20 protein-coding genes and 6 tRNA genes are annotated in these 19,288 nt (G+C 38.2%); 24 read left to right on the forward strand and 2 right to left on the reverse strand.

Features of this window, described 5'->3' with window-relative positions:
* Window positions 1-21 precede the first annotated feature (21 nt).
* Window positions 22-690, reverse strand: coding sequence for a Bax inhibitor-1/YccA family protein (locus HUU81_RS07495; RefSeq protein WP_199611606.1), 669 nt, complete (start codon window positions 688-690; stop codon window positions 22-24).
* A 224-nt stretch (window positions 691-914) separates the two neighbouring features.
* On the opposite strand from HUU81_RS07495, the gene HUU81_RS07500 reads away from it, so the two are divergent.
* From HUU81_RS07500 to HUU81_RS07550, 11 genes are all read left to right on the forward strand, one after another.
* A tRNA-Ser gene (locus tag HUU81_RS07500) sits at window positions 915-1,005 on the forward strand.
* A gap of 433 nt (window positions 1,006-1,438) precedes the next feature.
* A tRNA-Ser gene (locus HUU81_RS07505) sits at window positions 1,439-1,529 on the forward strand.
* A 177-nt stretch (window positions 1,530-1,706) separates the two neighbouring features.
* A complete protein-coding gene (gene uvrY, locus HUU81_RS07510; RefSeq protein WP_199611607.1) occupies window positions 1,707-2,354 on the forward strand; it encodes a UvrY/SirA/GacA family response regulator transcription factor in 648 nt (215 codons plus the stop codon).
* A 40-nt stretch (window positions 2,355-2,394) separates the two neighbouring features.
* Window positions 2,395-4,224 (forward strand): excinuclease ABC subunit UvrC, encoded by a 1,830-nt coding sequence (uvrC, locus tag HUU81_RS07515; protein WP_199611608.1) that lies wholly within the window; start codon window positions 2,395-2,397, stop codon window positions 4,222-4,224.
* A 54-nt stretch (window positions 4,225-4,278) separates the two neighbouring features.
* The gene (pgsA, locus tag HUU81_RS07520) at window positions 4,279-4,863 is read left to right on the forward strand and encodes a CDP-diacylglycerol--glycerol-3-phosphate 3-phosphatidyltransferase (RefSeq protein ID WP_199611609.1); all 585 of its coding nucleotides are present in this window, start codon (window positions 4,279-4,281) and stop codon (window positions 4,861-4,863) included.
* Between the two features lie 141 nt (window positions 4,864-5,004).
* Window positions 5,005-5,080, forward strand: a tRNA-Gly gene (locus HUU81_RS07525).
* 19 nt (window positions 5,081-5,099) lie between these two features.
* A tRNA-Cys gene (locus HUU81_RS07530) sits at window positions 5,100-5,173 on the forward strand.
* Between the two features lie 74 nt (window positions 5,174-5,247).
* Window positions 5,248-5,334 (forward strand) — tRNA-Leu (locus tag HUU81_RS07535).
* A gap of 47 nt (window positions 5,335-5,381) precedes the next feature.
* A tRNA-Gly gene (locus HUU81_RS07540) sits at window positions 5,382-5,457 on the forward strand.
* A gap of 262 nt (window positions 5,458-5,719) precedes the next feature.
* Entirely contained in the window at window positions 5,720-6,271 is a 552-nt protein-coding gene (locus tag HUU81_RS07545; RefSeq protein WP_199611610.1) for a methanogen output domain 1-containing protein, read from the forward strand.
* Window positions 6,272-6,280: 9 nt separating this feature from the next.
* Window positions 6,281-7,945, forward strand: a complete 1,665-nt coding sequence (locus HUU81_RS07550; RefSeq protein ID WP_199611611.1) for a hybrid sensor histidine kinase/response regulator — start codon at window positions 6,281-6,283, stop codon at window positions 7,943-7,945.
* On the opposite strand, the gene bioA is transcribed toward HUU81_RS07550, so the two are convergent.
* On the reverse strand, window positions 7,942-9,237 hold the full coding sequence (gene bioA / locus HUU81_RS07555) for an adenosylmethionine--8-amino-7-oxononanoate transaminase (RefSeq protein WP_199611612.1): 1,296 nt from the start codon (window positions 9,235-9,237) through the stop codon (window positions 7,942-7,944). The genes HUU81_RS07550 and bioA overlap by 4 nt on opposite strands.
* A gap of 192 nt (window positions 9,238-9,429) precedes the next feature.
* Here bioA and bioB point away from each other — a divergent pair, with 192 nt between their 5' ends.
* From bioB to HUU81_RS07625, 13 genes are all read left to right on the forward strand, one after another.
* A complete protein-coding gene (gene bioB / locus HUU81_RS07560) occupies window positions 9,430-10,530 on the forward strand; it encodes a biotin synthase BioB (protein ID WP_199611613.1) in 1,101 nt (366 codons plus the stop codon).
* 23 nt (window positions 10,531-10,553) lie between these two features.
* Window positions 10,554-11,780 (forward strand): aminotransferase class I/II-fold pyridoxal phosphate-dependent enzyme, encoded by a 1,227-nt coding sequence (locus HUU81_RS07565; RefSeq protein WP_199611614.1) that lies wholly within the window; start codon window positions 10,554-10,556, stop codon window positions 11,778-11,780.
* Window positions 11,774-12,652, forward strand: coding sequence for a methyltransferase domain-containing protein (locus HUU81_RS07570; protein WP_199611615.1), 879 nt, complete (start codon window positions 11,774-11,776; stop codon window positions 12,650-12,652). The genes HUU81_RS07565 and HUU81_RS07570 overlap by 7 nt, the downstream gene beginning before the upstream one ends.
* 60 nt (window positions 12,653-12,712) lie before the next feature.
* Window positions 12,713-13,399, forward strand: a complete 687-nt coding sequence (bioD, locus tag HUU81_RS07575) for a dethiobiotin synthase (protein ID WP_199611616.1) — start codon at window positions 12,713-12,715, stop codon at window positions 13,397-13,399.
* Window positions 13,400-13,521: 122 nt separating this feature from the next.
* A complete protein-coding gene (locus HUU81_RS07580; protein ID WP_199611617.1) occupies window positions 13,522-13,872 on the forward strand; it encodes a hypothetical protein in 351 nt (116 codons plus the stop codon).
* Window positions 13,873-13,912: 40 nt separating this feature from the next.
* Window positions 13,913-14,290 carry an ankyrin repeat domain-containing protein gene (locus tag HUU81_RS07585; RefSeq protein WP_199611618.1) on the forward strand — a complete coding sequence of 126 codons (378 nt, stop codon included), beginning with the start codon at window positions 13,913-13,915 and terminating at the stop codon, window positions 14,288-14,290.
* A gap of 287 nt (window positions 14,291-14,577) precedes the next feature.
* Window positions 14,578-14,805 carry a hypothetical protein gene (locus HUU81_RS07590; protein ID WP_199611619.1) on the forward strand — a complete coding sequence of 76 codons (228 nt, stop codon included), beginning with the start codon at window positions 14,578-14,580 and terminating at the stop codon, window positions 14,803-14,805.
* A 674-nt stretch (window positions 14,806-15,479) separates the two neighbouring features.
* Window positions 15,480-15,650 carry a hypothetical protein gene (locus HUU81_RS07600; RefSeq protein ID WP_199611620.1) on the forward strand — a complete coding sequence of 57 codons (171 nt, stop codon included), beginning with the start codon at window positions 15,480-15,482 and terminating at the stop codon, window positions 15,648-15,650.
* Between the two features lie 405 nt (window positions 15,651-16,055).
* Window positions 16,056-16,229 carry a hypothetical protein gene (locus HUU81_RS07605; protein ID WP_199611621.1) on the forward strand — a complete coding sequence of 58 codons (174 nt, stop codon included), beginning with the start codon at window positions 16,056-16,058 and terminating at the stop codon, window positions 16,227-16,229.
* Between the two features lie 62 nt (window positions 16,230-16,291).
* Entirely contained in the window at window positions 16,292-17,308 is a 1,017-nt protein-coding gene (locus HUU81_RS07610) for an MvdC/MvdD family ATP grasp protein (protein WP_199611622.1), read from the forward strand.
* Window positions 17,287-18,174 (forward strand): SDH family Clp fold serine proteinase, encoded by an 888-nt coding sequence (locus tag HUU81_RS17630; protein ID WP_199611623.1) that lies wholly within the window; start codon window positions 17,287-17,289, stop codon window positions 18,172-18,174. Before HUU81_RS07610 ends, HUU81_RS17630 begins: the two co-directional genes overlap by 22 nt.
* The gene (locus HUU81_RS07620) at window positions 18,174-18,713 is read left to right on the forward strand and encodes a MauE/DoxX family redox-associated membrane protein (protein ID WP_199611624.1); all 540 of its coding nucleotides are present in this window, start codon (window positions 18,174-18,176) and stop codon (window positions 18,711-18,713) included. Before HUU81_RS17630 ends, HUU81_RS07620 begins: the two co-directional genes overlap by 1 nt.
* Window positions 18,703-19,275, forward strand: coding sequence for a hypothetical protein (locus HUU81_RS07625; RefSeq protein WP_199611625.1), 573 nt, complete (start codon window positions 18,703-18,705; stop codon window positions 19,273-19,275). The genes HUU81_RS07620 and HUU81_RS07625 overlap by 11 nt, the downstream gene beginning before the upstream one ends.
* Window positions 19,276-19,288 lie beyond the last annotated feature (13 nt).

Here is a 19,288-nt window from a genome sequence, read left to right on the forward strand (position 1 = left end):
CTAATTTAGATTCTAACGATATTAGTCGTCACTACCAAATGCACCAAGTAGGTGAAGAATAGAAGTGAACATATTATAAAGGTTTAAGTATAGTGAAACAGTTGCGCGGATATAGTTTGTTTCGCCACCATTTACAATACGGCTAGTATCAAAAAGAATTAAACCAGACATTAGCATAACAATAGCAGCACTGATTGCTAATGATGCAGCAGGTACTTGGAAGAAAAGGTTAGCTAAAGAAGCTAACACTACCATGATCAAGCCTACCATTAAAAAGCCACCCATGAATGAGAAGTCTTTTTTAGTTGTAAGTGCATAACCAGATAATGCAAAAAATACAATTGCAGTAGAACCTAGTGCTTGCATAATAAGTGAAGCGCCATTAGGCATACCAGCATAGTGATTTAACATTGGACCTAATGCAGCACCTAATACTCCAGTAAACGCAAATACCCAGAAGATACCAGCTGACGAGTCAGCTTTTTTGTTTACTACAAATAAAAGGCCAAAGCCGACTAGAGATAGAACAAGTGCTGCCATACGGCTAATTTCAAAGAACATTGCTGCACCAGCAGTTACTGCGCTAAATGCTAATGTCATTGAAAGTAGCATATAAGTGTTTCTCAACACCTTATTTGTTTGTAGTACTGAGGCTTGCGTGCCCGTACTATATACAGTTTGATTTTGCATGGTGTGCTCCTATTTATACCTAGCAAAGATTAAAAACAATTCTGGATACATTCTTTGGGTTTTGACTCCGAATTTCAAGGTTAATTCGTAATAAAACAAGAAATTTTAAAAAAAGATAAAAAATCACTTCACATTTATAAATGAAGTAGTTAGTATAGCGCCCGCTTTGAAGGGATGCACATTGCTCCCAAGTAGTATCAATAGATTACATCAAGGCATATTGCGGTGAGGTGGCTGAGTGGTTGAAAGCACCGGTCTTGAAAACCGGCGTACGTTAATAGCGTACCCAGGGTTCAAATCCCTGCCTCACCGCCATCTCTCTTCAAGATTTATACTCTCTAATTTAATTTCCTAAAAAATACACTCTTGTTACAGTATCTACTTGTTACAGTTTCTTCTTGTTACTTTAATTCGTTTTACCTAAACACATTTTACTTAAATACATCTAAACCGCTATTCAAACAGTAAATACAAAACGTTTATGTAATCCGTTTATATATAAAGGTGTTTAGATTTTTTGCATCACCTAAACTTTTACGTTATCGCAGAGTAATTATCCTTGTTACTCCTGATGCTTTAATTAGCGGTTTTATGATGTTGGTCAAAATATTTTGTTTAAAATATCAGCGTAATCACGTTGTTTTTTATAAAAAATAATCACAATGTTTAAAAATAAACCGAACGATTCAAAATTATAAATTTAGCCCTTTACAAGATAATACGAACTACGTATTATGCGCTCCATCGCGGTGAGGTGGCTGAGTGGTTGAAAGCACCGGTCTTGAAAACCGGCGTACGTTAATAGCGTACCCAGGGTTCAAATCCCTGCCTCACCGCCACTAATTTAGAAAAGCCGCATTTATATGCGGCTTTTTGCGTTTTAACTTCCTTGTAATATACTTACCACCTCTTTTGTATCACTAAACTTTTGCTTTACATTAAAGGTGGGTATGATAGCTTGAGTCATTCATAACTGTCTGATATATCTTATTGTAGTTCTACCGAGAGACAAAACCTTGATAAACGTATTTCTAGTAGATGATCATGAACTAGTGCGTACAGGAGTTAAAAGGATACTTAACGATGTACGTGGTCTAAAAGTTGTTGGCGAAGCCAAAACAGGCGAAGAGGCCGTGCAGTATTGCCGCAGTAACCATCCCAATGTAGTGCTTATGGATATGAATATGCCGGGGATTGGTGGGTTAGAAGCAACGAAAAAAATACTTAGATTTAACCCAGATATTAAAGTAATAGTGCTAACTGTGCATTGCGAAGATCCCTTTCCAAGTAAAGTGATGGAAATTGGTGCGCACGGCTATCTGACTAAAAGTGCAGGCTCAGACGAAATGGTAAACGCCATTCGTGCTGTTAATAGTGGTCAGCGATACATTGCGCCTGAAATAGCCCAACAAATTGCGTTAAGCCAGTTTAACCGCAAGAGTGATCCCAACCCTATTAAAAACCTTTCCGAACGCGAACTTCAAATCATGTTAATGATTACGAAAGGGCAAAAAGTGCAAGACATTGCTGAGCAATTAAATTTAAGCTCGAAAACCGTTAATAGTTACCGATATCGTATGTTTCAGAAACTTGGGGTAAATGGAGACGTTGAGTTAACCCATTTAGCAATTCGTCATGGATTACTAGATATGGATAACCTTTAACGCTTTGAATCAGTTTACGACAGTGTAACTACATAAATTAATGACCTCGAAATTTGATGCCAACCATTTCTTAAGTAAATTAACCGAACAGCCGGGCGTTTATCGAATGTATAACACGGCTGAAGAGGTTATTTATGTAGGTAAAGCGAAGAATTTAAAAAAACGTTTAAGCAGTTATTTTCGCGGCACTATTACCAATGCCAAAACACGTACATTAGTTTCCCATATCGCAAATATTGAAATAACGGTTACGCATACTGAAAGCGAAGCGTTAATACTCGAAAATAATTTAATTAAAAAATACCTGCCTAAATATAATGTCTTGTTAAGAGACGACAAATCTTACCCATTTATTTTAATTACTGATCACAAGCACCCTAAAATAGGCCTTCATCGCGGTGCTAGAAAGGTAAAAGGGGACTATTTTGGTCCTTATCCAAGTTCTGGGGCAGTGTGGGAAAGTTTGCGACTTATGCAGAAAATTTTCCCAATTCGCCAATGTGAAGATAATTTTTACAAATCTAGAACGCGGCCTTGTTTGCAATATCAACTAAAGAGATGCTCAGGCCCCTGCGTTGATAAAATTTCGGTTGATGATTATCAAGAGCAAGTTAATTTAGCTAAATTATTTTTAAATGGTAAGAATAAAACTGTAATCGCTGCGCTAGTTAAGAAAATGGAGAAGGCGAGTAGCGAGTTAGCTTTTGAACAAGCCGCAAGTTATCGAGATCAAATTTCTGTACTAAGAAAAGTGCAAGAACAGCAATACGTAAGTGGTGATGTACCTGAGCTTGATGTAATTGGTTTTCATTATGAAAATGGTGTTGCAGCAATCCATGTATTATTTATTCGAGATCACAAAGTACTTGGTAGTAAGAACTACTTTCCTAAAATACCAAAGTCGTCTGATACAGAAGAAGTGCTTACCGCATTTATTCTGCAATTTTATATGAACGGTTACGGTGGTCAGGCAATGCCTAAAGAAATTACCTTGCCTTTTGCAATTGATGAGCAGGCAGGGCTTCAGGGGGCATTATCAGAAATTGCACAGCGAAAAGTAAAACTTAAAACCATCAGCCGTGGCGAGAAGTTACGTTATCTTTCATTAGCAAATAAAAATGCCTCAATTGCGGTTAAGACTAAGTTGGTTGAAAAGGGAGCGGTTGCTCAACGCTATAAAGAATTAAATGAGTACTTAAATTTAGATAACACCATTTCTAGAATGGAATGTTTTGATATTAGTCATACTTCAGGTCAGCAGACGATTGCGTCTTGCGTGGTGTTTAATGACCAAGGACCTTTTAAGCAAGAGTATCGCCGTTATAATGTTGAAGGGATCACTCCCGGAGATGATTATGCAGCCATGCGATTCGCTTTGGCAAAGCGTTACGATAAGGTGAAAGATGAAACCAAAATACCTGACGTAATCTTTATAGATGGTGGCAAGGGCCAATTAACTCAGGCGGAAGAGTATTTTGAGTCGTGGTCACACAATAAGTTTCCTATGTTAATTGGTGTTGCTAAAGGTACATCACGTAAACCGGGCTTAGAAACCTTAATCTTTAATGGTGGAAGTAAGGAAGTGTCTTTACCGAGCGATTCTTTAGCGTTACACCTTATTCAACATATCCGCGATGAAGCGCATCGGTTTGCCATTACAGGGCATCGTAATAAACGTGCCAAAGTTAAAGCTACTTCGCCACTTGAAAGCATTCAAGGTGTAGGGCCAAAACGCAGACAGGCATTATTGAAATATTTAGGTGGTCAACAGGGGATTACTAGTGCCTCAATTGACGAATTGGCAAAAGTACCTGGCATTAGTAAAGAACTAGCTGAAAACATTTTTCATACTCTGCATGACAAAAGCTAGTATAACGTGAGATTATATCTGCAAATAACTTTATAACTGAATTTGTCGTTATCTATGTGGACTATACCTAACACTCTTACCCTTTTTCGTATTTTATTAATTCCTGTATTTTTAATTATTTTCTATTTGCCATATTCTTGGGCGCATTTTGGTGCTGCATTCGTTTTCTGGTTGGCTGCAATAACGGATGCACTTGACGGTTATCTAGCGCGGAAATTAGAACAATCTACGCCTTTTGGGGCATTCTTAGATCCTGTTGCCGATAAAGTGATGGTTGTTGCTGCGTGCTTTATCATTGCAGAAGATTTTCAGTCAGCTTGGATCACCATACCTGTATTAACAATGGTAGCGCGAGAAGTGGTTATATCTGCATTACGAGAATGGATGGCCGAACTTGGTAAACGAGCGAGTGTAGCCGTATCTGAAATGGGTAAATATAAAACCGCAGCGCAAATGTTGGCGCTTATTGGTTTAATTTGGCAACCAAACGATTTAGTAATTTGGGGAATTGAACTAGGCTGGTTAACCGATCTTGCCTTTTTGATGTTGTACATTGCATTTGTTTTAACGCTTTGGTCGATGGTTATATATATAAAAGCAGCTTGGAGTGACCTAACATACACAAAACAAGAAGGGTAAATGTGTAAATAAACCGCAAACAATTCATTTTTTGTGCAAACGAATCAAAAACATGAATTTTATTGTTGACGCTAAATCAAAATCTTGTAGAATGCGTCCACATGTTCAGGGGGTAACACGATTACCAACTAGCATAATAAAGCGTGTATAGCTCAGCTGGTAGAGCGCAACCTTGCCAAGGTTGAGGTCATGAGTTCGAACCTCATTACACGCTCCAATTTTAAATTGGAAATTTAGGCGGCTTGGCAGAGTGGCCATGCAGCGGATTGCAAATCCGTCTACCTCGGTTCGACTCCGGGAGCCGCCTCCATATTATTATGGAATTAGCAATTTAAAGTTTGCAAAAAGTAGGGCGCCAATCTCTACTATAAAAAATTACTCGTTGCCCGGGTGGTGGAATTGGTAGACACAAGGGATTTAAAATCCCTCGTCTGTAAGGACGTGCCGGTTCAAGTCCGGCCCCGGGCACCATCTTAACGAGTAAACTGCTTGTAGCACAACCAGATGCTACTTATGAAGCGTGTATAGCTCAGCTGGTAGAGCGCAACCTTGCCAAGGTTGAGGTCATGAGTTCGAACCTCATTACACGCTCCAATCTTTATATTACCTACGCCAAATTAATTATCTTAAAAAATTATTTTATTTCTTGTTGCGATATTATTATTTTCGCCAACTCAGTTCGTCTTCAATCAGTTTTATCTTACTTATTCTAATTTAGCTCGCACGTTATCAAAAGCTCTCAAATTGCTTAAAACAGGCTATGATTACTATAGCTGTATACCAAACTAGGTACACATTACCTAGATGTTGAATATTCAAATTGTTTGAGTAGCGCATGGTTTGCAGGGAATAATTTATGAGCATACACATTTCCGACGAATTAAAGATTGATTGTGTTGAGTTGCCTTTAGAGCGAGATTTATTCCTTAGGACGTTAGTAAGAGAATTGTCTGGTACGCTTGAAGATATTATTGGATACGAAGAAGCGGCTGGTTATATCAGTATTGTTGGCCAGCGCGTAGGTGAGTGGATCAACACTGAGTATAAACAAGCACTTAATATAAAAGCACTCAATGCATCGCAAGTCGCCGAGGTCTGTATTGATCTAAAAAAGCGCATTCAAGGTGACTTTTATATTATTGAGCATAATAACGATAAAATAGTATTCGGTAATAGAGCGTGCCCCTTTGGTGATAAAGTCGTTGGGCGGTCTTCAATGTGTATGATGACTTCAAATGTGTTTGGCTCTATCGCTGCTGATAATTTAGGTTATGGGAAAGTCGCACTCGAAAAAACGATAGCGAAAAATGATAAAGAATGTAGGGTTGTGCTTTATCTTAACCAAACTGATGAAAGCGAGCAAAGTACGGGTAGAGAATATTTTAATACAGATCTAATAAAGGAATAGCCATATTCAATGACACTGCTACCAGTGCTTAATACTGTACCACTTGGTGCAATCCAAATTTCTCTATCTGGAGATGTGCTGTGCGTGAACGACATAGCAGCAATATTTATTGAACGTCCTCGTGCCAATCTTCAAGATGTAACAATTGATCAAGTCATATATGACGAAAACGGTGTAATTTCTGATTTTATAAAAAAATGTATGAAAACAAGTGGACCATTGCCGCGCGTAATAAGGTTTATCTCAAATAATAAAGAAGTGACGGCAAAGTTTTATGCATTACGGATGGATAATAGTTTATCGATAATTATTTATTTCGACCAAAATCGAGAAGTTAGAACGCAGTTTTTAAAATTGAATGACAAGCTACAAGCATTATCAATGACACACCAAAAACTGCAACAGCGAGAACTAGAATTAAACGCATTGAACACACTGCTTCAATCTGAAATTGCGCAAAAAAAAGAGCTGGAAGACACGCTTATATCAAAGGTTGCAAAGCAAACAAAATTAATTAAAGAACGTGAACGGCAACTGCGTCAATCACAGAAGCTTCAAGCGTTGGGCACACTTGCTGGTGGGATTGCGCATGATTTCAACAATTTGTTGGTTCCTATTTTGGGATTGTCGGAGATCTTATACGCAAAAGTCGCACCTAAAAGTGAAGAGGCAGAGCACATTGATATGATAATGACAGCGGCCAAGCGAGCAAAAGATTTGGTTTCACAAGTGTTACTTGTAGGACGAAAATCTCAAGCGCTCATGACGCCTTGGTTGCCTGCTCAACTTATTGATGAGTCGTTAAAGTTATTTAAAGTAACACTGCCCAGCACTATTCAAATTGACGTAAAGCTAGAATCAAATGTACCGCATATTTGTGTTGACCGATCACAATTTCAACAAGCACTCATGAATTTAATTATTAACGCGTGTCAGGCTATGGAAGATGTTGGGCACTTAACGGTAACATTGGAGCGAAAAGGAAGCTATTCGTACATTAATGATATAAATGAAGAGGTGGTGGGCGATTTTGCGTGCTTAAGTGTTATTGATACAGGAGTAGGTATAGCTGGCGACATTATAGAAAAAATATTTGATCCATTTTATACCACCAAAAATCGAACCGATGAGAAAGGAACAGGCTTAGGTTTAGCAATTGTCGCAGGTATTGTAGGGCAACATGGCGGCTTAGTTGAGGTAAATAGCCAAGTTAACGTAGGCACTGAAGTGAGTTTATATTGGCCGATAGCAGAAGATGAAAAACGCGACGAGGATAACGACACAAAAGATAAAGCACTATTTAAGTCATTAACAATATTGCTTGTGGACGATGAGGATATTGTACTGCAGACAGGCGCGTTATTATTACAACATTTAGACTGCGATGTAGTCAGCCATATTAATAGTAATGAAGCACTTAAAGATTTTGAGAGTAGACCTCAGCATTTTGACTTAATCATTACCGATTACGCAATGCCGAATTTAACAGGTTCTCAACTGGTGGAAAAATGCAAAGACATTAGGAGCGATATTCCATGTATTCTTTGCACTGGTTATTTAAGTGTTTCTAAAATAAAACAGCTTAATTTAAGTAAGTTCGAACAAATAATTACTAAACCTTTTAGATTAGAAGATCTTACAAATGCGATTACAGAAATTAAAAAGCAGCATTAGCTTTCAGACAATTCAGTGACAACGGTTACCATGGCATTTATCAGTACTGTTAATTCACTATTAGAGATGACAAAAGGTGGCATAATATAAATAAGCTTGCCAAATGGTCTCACCCAAACGCCATGGCGAATAAAACGTTTTTGTACATCAGCAACATCTACGCTTTCTTCCATCTCAATTACACCAATTGCGCCTAGCACCCTCGCGTCATGAACCTTTTTTAAAGAGGCAAGGGGAATTAAAGATTGTTTTAGTTGCTGTTCGATATGAGACACAGATGATTGCCAGTTGCTTGACTCAAGCAGGTTTAATGATGCATTAGCGACACTGCAAGCAAGTGGATTTCCCATAAACGTTGGGCCGTGCATAAGCACTCCGGCATCTCCTGTAGAGACGCCCATAGCCACTTCGTCTGTACAGAGCGTGGCTGCTAATGATAAATATCCACCGGTTAATGCTTTACCCACGCACATGATGTCAGGTGTAATGTGTGCGTGATGACATCCAAAAAGTTGCCCCGTGCGGCCAAAGCCCGTTGCAATTTCATCAGCAATTAATAATACATCATACTGTTCACATAATTGTTTTACGCTTGCTAAATAGGCTGGATGATACATCCGCATGCCGCCTGCGCCTTGTACGATAGGCTCAAGAATAACGGCTGCGATGTCGTCGTGATGATGTTGTAATAATTGCGTCATAGCAGCAACATCATTAACTAGGTTGTCAGAGGGCAGGTTTTCATCAAACTGGGTTTTAGGTGCCTCAACAAAATAATGATTAGGTAATATATCTGAGTAAATAGTATGCATGCTGTTTTCAGGATCGCAGACCGACATCGCACCAAATGTGTCGCCGTGATAGCCATGCTTAAGTGCAACCATTTTATTTTTTTGAGGCTTATTTTTTCCGCGCCAATATTGAATCGCCATTTTTAAAGCAACTTCAACGGCAACAGAACCGCTATCTGCAAGAAATACCTTGTTTAAGCCATCTGGTGCTATTTCAACTAGCTTACGACATAAATCAATAGCGGGTTGGTGTGTTAAGCCACCAAACATTACATGCGCCATCTTTGCGGTTTGTTCATGAATTGCTTGGTTTAACACGGGGTGATTATAGCCATGAATGATGCTCCACCAGCTAGACATGCCATCAATTAATTGTTCGCCAGTTTCTAACTCGATAAATACGCCTTTAGCCTGTTTTACTTGGTAAGTTGGAAGCGGCTTTAACATAGATGTATAAGGGTGCCAAATATGTTCGAGGTCAAATTGCTGATTAGTTTTCATGTATAAATAACATCCAAATGTAAACCAGTGTAACTGGTAGGCGTTGACAATAAAGAGGTTGCGGCTAGACTATCGCAAAAATTAAAACAGAACAATAGAGTTTACATACCCTTAGCATTGCCATTGAAGCGCTTCATTAAGTGCTGATAAATGCCATCAGTAATCTCGAATATATCTACAGGGATAAAACAAATGAACTCAGCTTCAATTCATTCTGAAACAGTTCAAAATACACAAGCTCACTCTTTTACAGATGATGTGCAAATTCGTCACAATTGGACACACCAAGAAATAAAAGCGCTTTTTGATCTGCCATTTAACGATCTGCTTTTTAAGGCACATACAATTCATCGTGCGTGCTTTAATCCTAATGAAGTGCAAGTGAGTACGTTGCTTTCAATTAAAACCGGTGCATGTGCTGAAGACTGTTCATATTGTCCGCAAAGTGGGCATTATAATACTGATCTAGAGCGTGAACGCTTAATGGAAGTTGAAAAAGTGCTTGTGCAAGCTAAAGCTGCAAAAGAGCAAGGCGCAACACGTTTTTGTATGGGCGCGGCATGGAGTAATCCCAAAGACCGTGATATGCCTTATATAATGGACATGGTTGAAGGGGTTAAATCATTAGGCTTAGAAAGTTGTATGACGTTGGGTAAATTAACTGCCGAGCAAGCGGAACAACTTAAATCTGTAGGCTTAGATTACTATAACCATAACCTAGACACGTCACCTGAATTTTATGGGGAAATTATTACAACACGCACCTATCAAGACAGGCTAGACACATTACAACATGTTCGTGACGCAGGAATGAAAGTTTGCGCTGGTGGTATTGTTGGTTTAGGTGAGTCACAACGAGATCGGATTGGTTTGATTAGGCAACTAGCCAACTTGCCAGTTCACCCAGAAAGTGTGCCTATTAATATGTTGGTAAAAGTAGAAGGCACACCGTTAGCAAATGTAGATGACTTAGATCCGTTTGAATTTGTTAGAACCATTGCCATTGCACGTATTGTAATGCCTAAAAGTCATGTTCGACTGTCTGCTGGAAGAACGCGCATGAACGAGCAAATGCAGGCTATGTGCTTTTTTGCTGGAGCTAATTCTATTTTCTATGGCGATAAACTGTTAACCACCGAAAATCCTGAGCAAAATGAAGACATGAAATTATTCGCAAAGTTAGGAATATCACCAGAGAAGCGTGAAGAGTTTTCTGATGAAGCGCAAGAAGCTGCATTATTAGACTCCATTGAAACCGAAAGTGATAAAAGCTTATTTTACGACGCCAGTTAATGTAAGTAATAGGACGTTAATTTATGAGTTATGGTTTTATCACTGATGCGTTAGCACAGCGGCAAGCACACGGATTACTGCGTAACCGCAGCATTGCTGAAAATATATCTGGACGTGAAATATGCCTTGAGGGTAAAGGCTATTTAAATTTTTCGTCGAATGATTACTTGGGGCTAGCTGCAAGTGATGAACTTAAGAAATTAACGGCTTCATTCGTCGGGGGGCAATCTTTTGGGAGCACAGGCTCGTCTTTATTAACCGGGTACCACCAATCACATCATCATTTAGAGCGCTTATTGTGTGACTGGTTAGTACCTGATCACAGTGATGAGTATGCGGCTTTATTGTGCTGTTCAGGGTTTTCAGCCAATGTGGGAACAATAAAAACACTGATGAATGATGCTAATGCTGTGCTAATTCAAGATAAGCTAAACCATGCAAGCTTGATGGATGCCGGTGTTGAAGCTAACGCAAAAATGTTGCGCTTTAAACATAATGACATGACACATTTAAACGCCAAGCTAAATGCACTGCCAACATCTGAAATAGCAACATCACGAGCGATGATTGTCACTGAAGGGGTGTTTAGTATGGATGGCGATCAAGGTAATTTATCTGAGATTGCCAAATTAGTAACCCAAAATAAACACACATCCAAAATTGATACACTTTTTATGGTAGATGATGCCCATGGAATTGGGGTGTTAGGCGAAAGAGGAAGTGGCACTGCACATGCACATGGCCTATCAAGTTCAGATATAGATGTCCGCATGGTTACATTTGGGAAGGCGATTGGTACAAGTGGCGCGGCAATTGTTGCTAAAAAACCACTAATTGAATATTTGCTCAATTTCAATCGGCATTATGTTTATAGCACTGCTATCAGTCCTTTAATGGCCAATATTACAGCTGCAAGTATTCAGATAATACAACAACAGCAATGGCGACGAGATAAATTACACAGCCATATTTCATTGTTTCAATCACTCATGTCGAACTTTCAGCATAATGATGCTTATCCATCTTCAACAACAGCCATACAACCAGTGATAATTGGTGAGGCAGATAAAGCGCTAAAGATAAGTGAATATTTGAGAAATAATGGCGTATGGGTTAATGCAATAAGGCCGCCTACCGTACCAAACGGAAGTGCTCGATTGCGTATTACCTTAACGGCGAATCATACCGAACAAGATATTTATACCTTATGCCATCATTTAAATAACGCAGCTGATAAATTTTTATGCTAAATCAAACCAAACCAAAGTTAACAGAATCTTGTACCTCATTATTACAAGCAGAAGAGTCTGCATTTAATAAACGTAAGGTAGAGCGTGCTTTTGAACATGGCGTTGCAACATACGAACAAGCTAATACAGTACAACGTGTGTCAGCAGAAAAGTTATTAGCACAATTACTTAAAGCGAACACTAGCAAACATAAAGCTAACGTATTATTGGATTTAGGGTGTGGGAAAGGGGTCAATACCGTATCACTTGAACGGCACTGCGAAACATTGCTTTCGGCAGATATTACATACTCTGCTTTACGCAATATAGATAATAAGATAAATAAACAACATTTGCTTAATACCGATGCCGAGTCATTACCGCTTCAATCCAACACGATTGACTTGGTTTATTCTAATTTGATGTTGCAATGGACCAATAACCCACAGCACGCACTAAACGAGCTCGTGAGAGTGCTAACTCATGGTGGGCGTGCACACGTATCAACGCTAATTGACGGGTCGTTAAATGAACTGAAATATGCTTGGTCGAAAGTGGATAACGATAAACACGTTAATTACTTTATTACTCGCGATGAGTTAACCTATCTCATTAATGCGCTACCTAATGTAGACGTAAGCGTTTCATTTAGTACTGAGCAAGTATACGGCGACACGGTAAAGCAGCTATGCACAGATTTAAAGAAAATTGGCGCGAACTATGTTTCTGGAAGAAAGAATACTGCATTAATGGGCAAGTCTAAGTGGAAAAAAATGTGTTTAGCTTACGAAAAATTCCGCATAGACGGGACTGAGAACACAGCATCAGCAGTGCACAACAAGTTGCCCCTAACTTATCAAATAGCCTATATCGAGATGGTAAAACGTGACTAGTTGGTTTCACAATTAAATGAACTAGGCCAGAACGTTCAAACACTTAAAAAATTAAAAATCATGAAAAAATTATTTGTTACAGGTACAGATACCGATGTAGGAAAAACCCTCATCTCCAACGCGTTATTACATAAATATAATGAACTTGGTTTAAAAACAGTTGGCTTCAAGCCTGTTGCTGCAGGTAGTGAAGTGATTGATGGCAAAGAAGTAAATGGTGATGGCTGGACGTTACAACAAAATAGCAGTATGCCTGTATCGTACGAAGAGGTGAATCCGTATTTATTTACTCCGCCTATTGCCCCGCATATTGCAGCAAAAGCAGTGGGCGTAGAAATAACGAATAAATTATTGCTGGCACATTACCAGAAGTTGGTTAACAAAGCGCCCGATGTATTACTAACAGAAGGTGCTGGTGGTTGGTTTTTACCGTTAAACTGTAACGAGGGAAATACTGAATACTTGTGTGACTTTGTGTCAGCAGTAAACTGTGACGTTGTGTTAGTGATCGGCATGAAATTAGGATGTTTAAACCATGCACTGTTAACCATCGATAAAATTAAGCAACAAGGCTTAACATTGGTAGGATGGGTAGCGAATAAAATTGACCCTAACATGCTTAATTTAAATGAAAATATTCAAACACTTAACTCGTTGGTTGAAGCTCCCTGTTTAGGCGTTATACCGTTTTATAACAGTGCGCCGTCGGCTAAAGAGGTTGCCTTAAATATCACACTGCCTGCTTAACAATAGCCTTGTATGAAAATTGAGGTCAAAGCGCTCTTAGCTATTGATCTCATTGAGTTTCAAATATAGCAAATTAGCTTTATTGAACTATACTTCTGACACATAGTTGAAGGTAAAGCAATTTGAACAACCTAATTCGTTTTTTACTTTATAAGTTGCTGCTAATAGTCGCTTTGTTAACCTTTTTTACAGGGTGTTATAGTCAATGGAATGATGCCGATCTTTTTGTTGCGCAAATTACTTGTAGTAAAAGCCGATCGGATATTTTATCGATGTCCGAGGCTGTCAGTGCGAAAGTGATTAGAAATAACGATGAATTCTTACAATTGCAGAAAAAGTGGGATGTAATTGCAATTCGTTTTCGAGAGTCAGGCACTATTGATAAAGTTTACATTGCCAATATTGAAGGCTTCAGCTTAAGCGGCAATAAAGAAAAAAACGCCCCTTATATTGCATTAGATTGCTCGCCGTAAAGTGATGTTATTTTTAATTGACTTAAATCAGAGCATCTAAATGAATATAAATACTAATACGCGCACTATCTCGCTCACATCGTTACTGCTCTTATTAATGGCTATGTTCTTTATTTCAGGTTGTGGCCCGAAACCGTGGGATGAACCACCTATTCATGAAGCCGCTAAACGTGGCGATTTGGAAGAAGTAAAAGCCCTGCTAAATGCTGGAGTTGATCCTAACCTAAATAACAATGAAGGCGCTACGCCGTTGCACTGGGCTGCATTCAAAGGGCATGTTGACGTAGCTAAGCTATTAATATCTCGCGGCGCTAAGGTGAACGCCGTAACAAAAAAGGGGTCAACACCGTTGCGCCTAGCAACAACTCACAAACAAGAAAAGATGATTAAGTATTTACGATCTAAAGGGGGTCGATAGGTTATTTGCAGGTATTGAATTATTGGGACTGAAACACCGCTTTGAGCACTTCCACATCTCCATATATAAACCCTATAAGCGTTTACTTAATCATAATAACACTCTGTATGTCTGTAGGATATTTGGACAAGATGTAATTGAATATTGCAGCATATACATACGGTTATAGTGTTTATGTAGATGAAAATCCTATTGTATTTAGTTTTATGAGCTTGTACTGTTTGTTTAATAGACAAATTTATTATAACTATCATTTAAATTGAGATGACATTATAGGAGTAACTAACATGAAGCAAATGGCTTTGTATGCGTTATTATTTTGTTTGTTCTGGGCTTGTATTTGGATAGGTTGGTCTGACTATGAATTTATCAAGCCAGCTATTTCACAAGAAGAAATACGAGAATCCATTCGGTTTTATATAAAAAGGGTATTTCAAGTATCCGTTCAATTCATTGTTCCAATTGCTATTCTGGTTTACTTTGCAAAAAGGTTTTTACACCGTAACGCATCTTAATGCTATGTATCTCAAACTATCAGAGTTAAGGAATTTCATGAATCGGATAGTCGTTATCATCATTTTTACATTTTTCTCTTGTGTAGCTGTGGCTGACAAAGCTGATGATCATAAAATGATAAAAAATGCAGTGCTTGATTACATTGAGTCTCAACAGAACGTTAAACCGGATCAAATGAGGCGAGGTTTAGACAAGAAATTAGTAAAAAAGGTGATAAATTTCTTTTATCTCCAAAGGTTGATATAGATATTTTAGATATAGATAACCGTGTAGCATCTGTAAAATTAACGGTCGACGAGTGGATTGATTACATGCACTTGTACAAGAATGAAAACAGTGAATGGAAGATTATTAATGTATTATGGCAATTTCATGATACGAGTAAACATACGAGTAATTAATAAGTACTTTGTAATAAAATTGAAAAATATGTAGACATTCAAACATTACTTGGTTAATTTTTATGCGCTACGTACTTATATCAGTACCTAAATTTTGTAGTTGGTATATCTTCAGAATACAGTCTGGAATTTGATAGCTGTTTTGTGCATTGCAGAAATAGATGCCTAGCATCTAAATACCAATTAACTTTTCTTCCTGAACAAACTATCAGTGAAGTACGATACATATTTAAGTTAATTGGATATCTTAATCATATTTAAGGAAATCTATAATGAAAAAGCAAACAGAAAATAAGTTATTCGCATTTAAATTAGCAGAAAAAAAAGACGCTAAAGAAACTAAGAAATGGCAAGCGCGTGATGGTGTAGCAACCGCTGGCTGCTCTGGTATGTGGGCACGCGGTCCATCTCGTTGGGGTAGCGATACTGGAATGTATTGTTAATTTTGCAACAATTTTTAACGCTCTAACTTTTACAAGTCGTACATATTCCCTGTCTTTTTAAGAAGGTTGAGGTATTAACTGATTTGTAATTATTAGATGGTTACTTTTTTATAAAAGCTCTGATAATTCAGGGCTTTTTTTGTGTCTATGAACTGTAAAAGAAGTTTATATGATATTCCTTTTTGTTATTAAAAAAATTTAACCTAGATCATAATAATGTAACTGAATGGTAAATCATAGCTGGACGGTGACGCTTTATTTGGTTAAGTTGTGTTCACGCAGTACTCATATCGTGGACAAATGTTCATAATAAAAATCTGTTGTTCATACAATGATAGTAGTTTTGTACTTTGCTGGAAGCAGATGTTTAGTCATCTAAATTAATAACAAAGAAGGAAATTTACAATGAAAAAGCAAAACGAAAATAAGTTATTCGCATTCAAAGTTGCTGATAAAAATAAAGAAACAAAAGAAAAGAAATGGCAAGCGCGTGAAACCGTTGCTGTTGCTGGCTGTTCAGGCCCTTGGACTAGAGCAGACCGTCGTCGTGGCGGTGATGACCAAGGTATGTGGTGCTAATAGACCAGTTATAGATTATTTTAAAGCCTCACGTTAGTTGAGGCTTTTTCTTTGGAAGTGATATGACCAACACCATTCTTATAATAACAAATAGTCACGATCTTCATGCAGATTTAGTTACTAAGGTTATCGATAGAAAACAACACCCTTATTTTAGAATTAACCTCAATCAATTTCCTCGAGATTATCAAATTACTCATTCATATATTAATGGTGAAATGAGTGGAAATATTATTCATTTACCATCTGGACAATGCGCCACACTACAAAACATAAGCGCTGTTTGGATGCGTAAACCAGCAGATTATTCGTATTTAAGTGACGATTTGTCACCGCAAGAACGTGCTTTTGCAGCGCAAGAAGTAGAGCAAACTTTATTTGGTTGGATATATTCGCTGGACTGTTTTTGGATGAGTCACCCGTTAAATATGCGCTCAGCGATGTGGAAAGGCGAGCAACTTAAACGTGCGCTCGGCTTTGGTTTCACAGTACCCGACTCTTTAATAACGAATTATCCTGATGATGTTATATCACTTAATAAAAGCAGCACCAGTGGCATAATTTTTAAAACATTATCAACACCAACCTTAGCCGCTGAAAATGTACAAGATGAAGAGGTGATTGCCGATAACTTGCCAACAACTATGGTCACGCCAGACATGCTGGACAATATAGAGTCGGTTAAAGAGCTACCTTGTCATTTTCAGGCCTACGTAGATAAAGAATATGAATTGAGAGTGACTGTGATTGGCCAACAAATATTTGCGGCTAAGATTGACTCGCAAAGTGATGAACGCACTAAAGTCGATAGTAGAGACATGTCGGCGGAAATTGGTTATTCAGCTATCACTCTTCCAGAAGATATTCAGGAAAAATGCCTAAAATTTGTTGCTAGTTATCAGCTAAATTACAGTGCGTTAGATATTTTAGTTAACAAAAAAGGGGAGTATGTATTTTTAGAAAACAATCCCAATGGCCAGTTTTTATATATTGAACAACTAGTGCCAGAGCTATCGATGTTAGAAGCCGTAGCTGATACATTAATTAAGGAAGCAAAATGTCATCACAAGCATGTGTAATGTCTTCACTACATCATGAAATAGAGTGTTTGGAAGGGCAACGCAACTCTACTGTTATAGTATTGTCGGCGTCGCATCTGGATATTGAGTTGTTACCAACGTTGTACAATTGTTTAAGGTCGATTGGCCATGTACCACGGCTAGATGTGGTGTTACAGTCTCGGGGAGGGGTTGTTAATGCAGCCAGACGTATAGGGCTGTTGCTCCGAAAATTTACCGATCATTTAGGTATTATAGTGCCATATCAGTGCGAGTCTTCAGCGACTATTTTATCGTTAGCCGCAAACGAAATTATTGCCGGTGATTTAGCTATATTTTCTCCCATTGACCCCAATTTAAACGGCGCAGATGCTGAAGGGCAAGAATCAGCTATGTCTAGCATGGACATTAAAGAATTCGGCAAAATGTGTGAAGATTGGTTTAATGTAGATAGCCAAGAGGCGAAAGAGCAATCACTTTCATTATTATGCAATAGCATATTTCCGCCTAACCTTACTGCCTTTTATCGCACAACACAGGAAGTAAAGAAAATAGCGGAAGAATTACTTACATTTCAACTACCAAACCTAGCCCGTGAACAGAGAATTGAAATTATTAATCAATTAATGTTTGGTTACCATTCTCATAGTTTTGCTCTTACAAAAGAGGAAATGCAGCATTTAGGCCTGAATATTGTGACAGATGAACAAGTGGAGACGATAGCATGGAAAATCTCTGAACATCTTCAGCAAATAGTGGGTGGTGGTTTGCGAACAAGCATTGAGCAACCTTGGAATGATGCATTACTAGCAACAATACACGAATGTAAAATAAGACAAAATAATAGTCATGGCTTTATGCCCATATGGAAAGAGCTGGATGTGTGATGACCATTTATCTTCTAGAAATTATTAGACTATTTATAGGTTTTGTTTTAGTTGCTGGGGCGTTAGGTAAGTATTCGGTATTTGATCAGTTTGTTACTGGAACTGCTGAAGCGCTAGGAGTAAGCCTAAAAGCAGTAAAATTTGTTGCCCCGATAGTTATTTTGTGTGAAGCGGCAATCGGTGGTTCGCTAGTTTTCAAATTGATATCTCCTTACTTATTAATGTGGGCGGCGTTAACGTTATTTGTCATTTTTACTGGGCTAATTATCTATTGGCTTATGCAAAATGCTGTTATTAGCTGCCATTGCTTTGGCGAAGCGCCACAACCTTTAACATTCTGGGATTTACTCAGAAACATTTTATTGTTGGTAAGTATTGGTTATTTTTTATTACAGCCTCAAGCTGTGGCAGAGCTAGACACCATTTCGCTGCTTCTTGCTGGTGGGGTAGCCATGATTTTAACATTAGTTATCATCAACTTTAGCCAGTTAGTGGTAATGAAGAATACGTTTTCAGAAGGGGCGTATCGTGTCGAATGAGTTTATTGGCATTATCTTAATCGTGTTAACCGCTAGCGCAATTTTAAACTTTGTACTTATTTTGACGCTATTTAAGATTATTAGGAAGTACGTTAATTTAACGCCACCACTGCTGAATATCGATGAAGGTCAAGAGCTTCCCAATATACAAGCTTATTACTTAAGCAGTAAAAAGCCTGAAATTTTAACCTCGCAAAAGCAGGCGACAGCGTTGGTATTTTTGATGAGTAACTGCCCTAAGTGTCAGTCTAAAATTGCGGAGTTAGAATCTGTATTGTCAGTGGCACCGGTTGCAGGTGTAAAGCTGTTTTTTATTACGCATGAACGTACAAGAAAGATAGAACAATTTCTTGGTAAAAGTGCGCTAAAAGCGGTAACACTTAAAGTAACAAAAAAAGCATACTTACAATTAAACCCTTCTCAGGCATCACCATTTTATATATTTGTAGATCACCAAGCCCAATTACAAACTGCTGGGATGATTGGTGATGAAAACTGGCAAGGTTTTATTGAGCAGATAAATGATATTAAAACGGACGCTGACATCAGTTTGGCCTCCTAAATAGGGATTATAC

This window comes from Flocculibacter collagenilyticus, from assembly GCF_016469335.1.
Lineage (GTDB): Bacteria > Pseudomonadota > Gammaproteobacteria > Enterobacterales > Alteromonadaceae > Flocculibacter > Flocculibacter collagenilyticus.

Excerpts from the sequence above, each read along its gene's own strand:
- pgsA (WP_199611609.1), top strand. The coding sequence starts at position 4,279 with ATGTGGACTATACCTAACACTCTTACCCTTTTTCGTATTTTATTAATT.
- HUU81_RS07570 (WP_199611615.1), top strand. The coding sequence starts at position 11,774 with ATGCTAAATCAAACCAAACCAAAGTTAACAGAATCTTGTACCTCATTA.
- HUU81_RS07495 (WP_199611606.1), bottom strand. The coding sequence starts at position 690 with ATGCAAAATCAAACTGTATATAGTACGGGCACGCAAGCCTCAGTACTA.
- HUU81_RS07585 (WP_199611618.1), top strand. The coding sequence starts at position 13,913 with ATGAATATAAATACTAATACGCGCACTATCTCGCTCACATCGTTACTG.
- bioA (WP_199611612.1), bottom strand. The coding sequence starts at position 9,237 with ATGAAAACTAATCAGCAATTTGACCTCGAACATATTTGGCACCCTTAT.
- HUU81_RS07545 (WP_199611610.1), top strand. The coding sequence starts at position 5,720 with ATGAGCATACACATTTCCGACGAATTAAAGATTGATTGTGTTGAGTTG.
- HUU81_RS07565 (WP_199611614.1), top strand. The coding sequence starts at position 10,554 with ATGAGTTATGGTTTTATCACTGATGCGTTAGCACAGCGGCAAGCACAC.
- bioD (WP_199611616.1), top strand. The coding sequence starts at position 12,713 with ATGAAAAAATTATTTGTTACAGGTACAGATACCGATGTAGGAAAAACC.
- HUU81_RS07550 (WP_199611611.1), top strand. The coding sequence starts at position 6,281 with ATGACACTGCTACCAGTGCTTAATACTGTACCACTTGGTGCAATCCAA.
- HUU81_RS07600 (WP_199611620.1), top strand. The coding sequence starts at position 15,480 with ATGAAAAAGCAAACAGAAAATAAGTTATTCGCATTTAAATTAGCAGAA.
- HUU81_RS07610 (WP_199611622.1), top strand. The coding sequence starts at position 16,292 with ATGACCAACACCATTCTTATAATAACAAATAGTCACGATCTTCATGCA.
- HUU81_RS07620 (WP_199611624.1), top strand. The coding sequence starts at position 18,174 with ATGACCATTTATCTTCTAGAAATTATTAGACTATTTATAGGTTTTGTT.
- bioB (WP_199611613.1), top strand. The coding sequence starts at position 9,430 with ATGAACTCAGCTTCAATTCATTCTGAAACAGTTCAAAATACACAAGCT.
- HUU81_RS07590 (WP_199611619.1), top strand. The coding sequence starts at position 14,578 with ATGAAGCAAATGGCTTTGTATGCGTTATTATTTTGTTTGTTCTGGGCT.
- HUU81_RS17630 (WP_199611623.1), top strand. The coding sequence starts at position 17,287 with ATGTCATCACAAGCATGTGTAATGTCTTCACTACATCATGAAATAGAG.
- uvrC (WP_199611608.1), top strand. The coding sequence starts at position 2,395 with ATGACCTCGAAATTTGATGCCAACCATTTCTTAAGTAAATTAACCGAA.
- HUU81_RS07605 (WP_199611621.1), top strand. The coding sequence starts at position 16,056 with ATGAAAAAGCAAAACGAAAATAAGTTATTCGCATTCAAAGTTGCTGAT.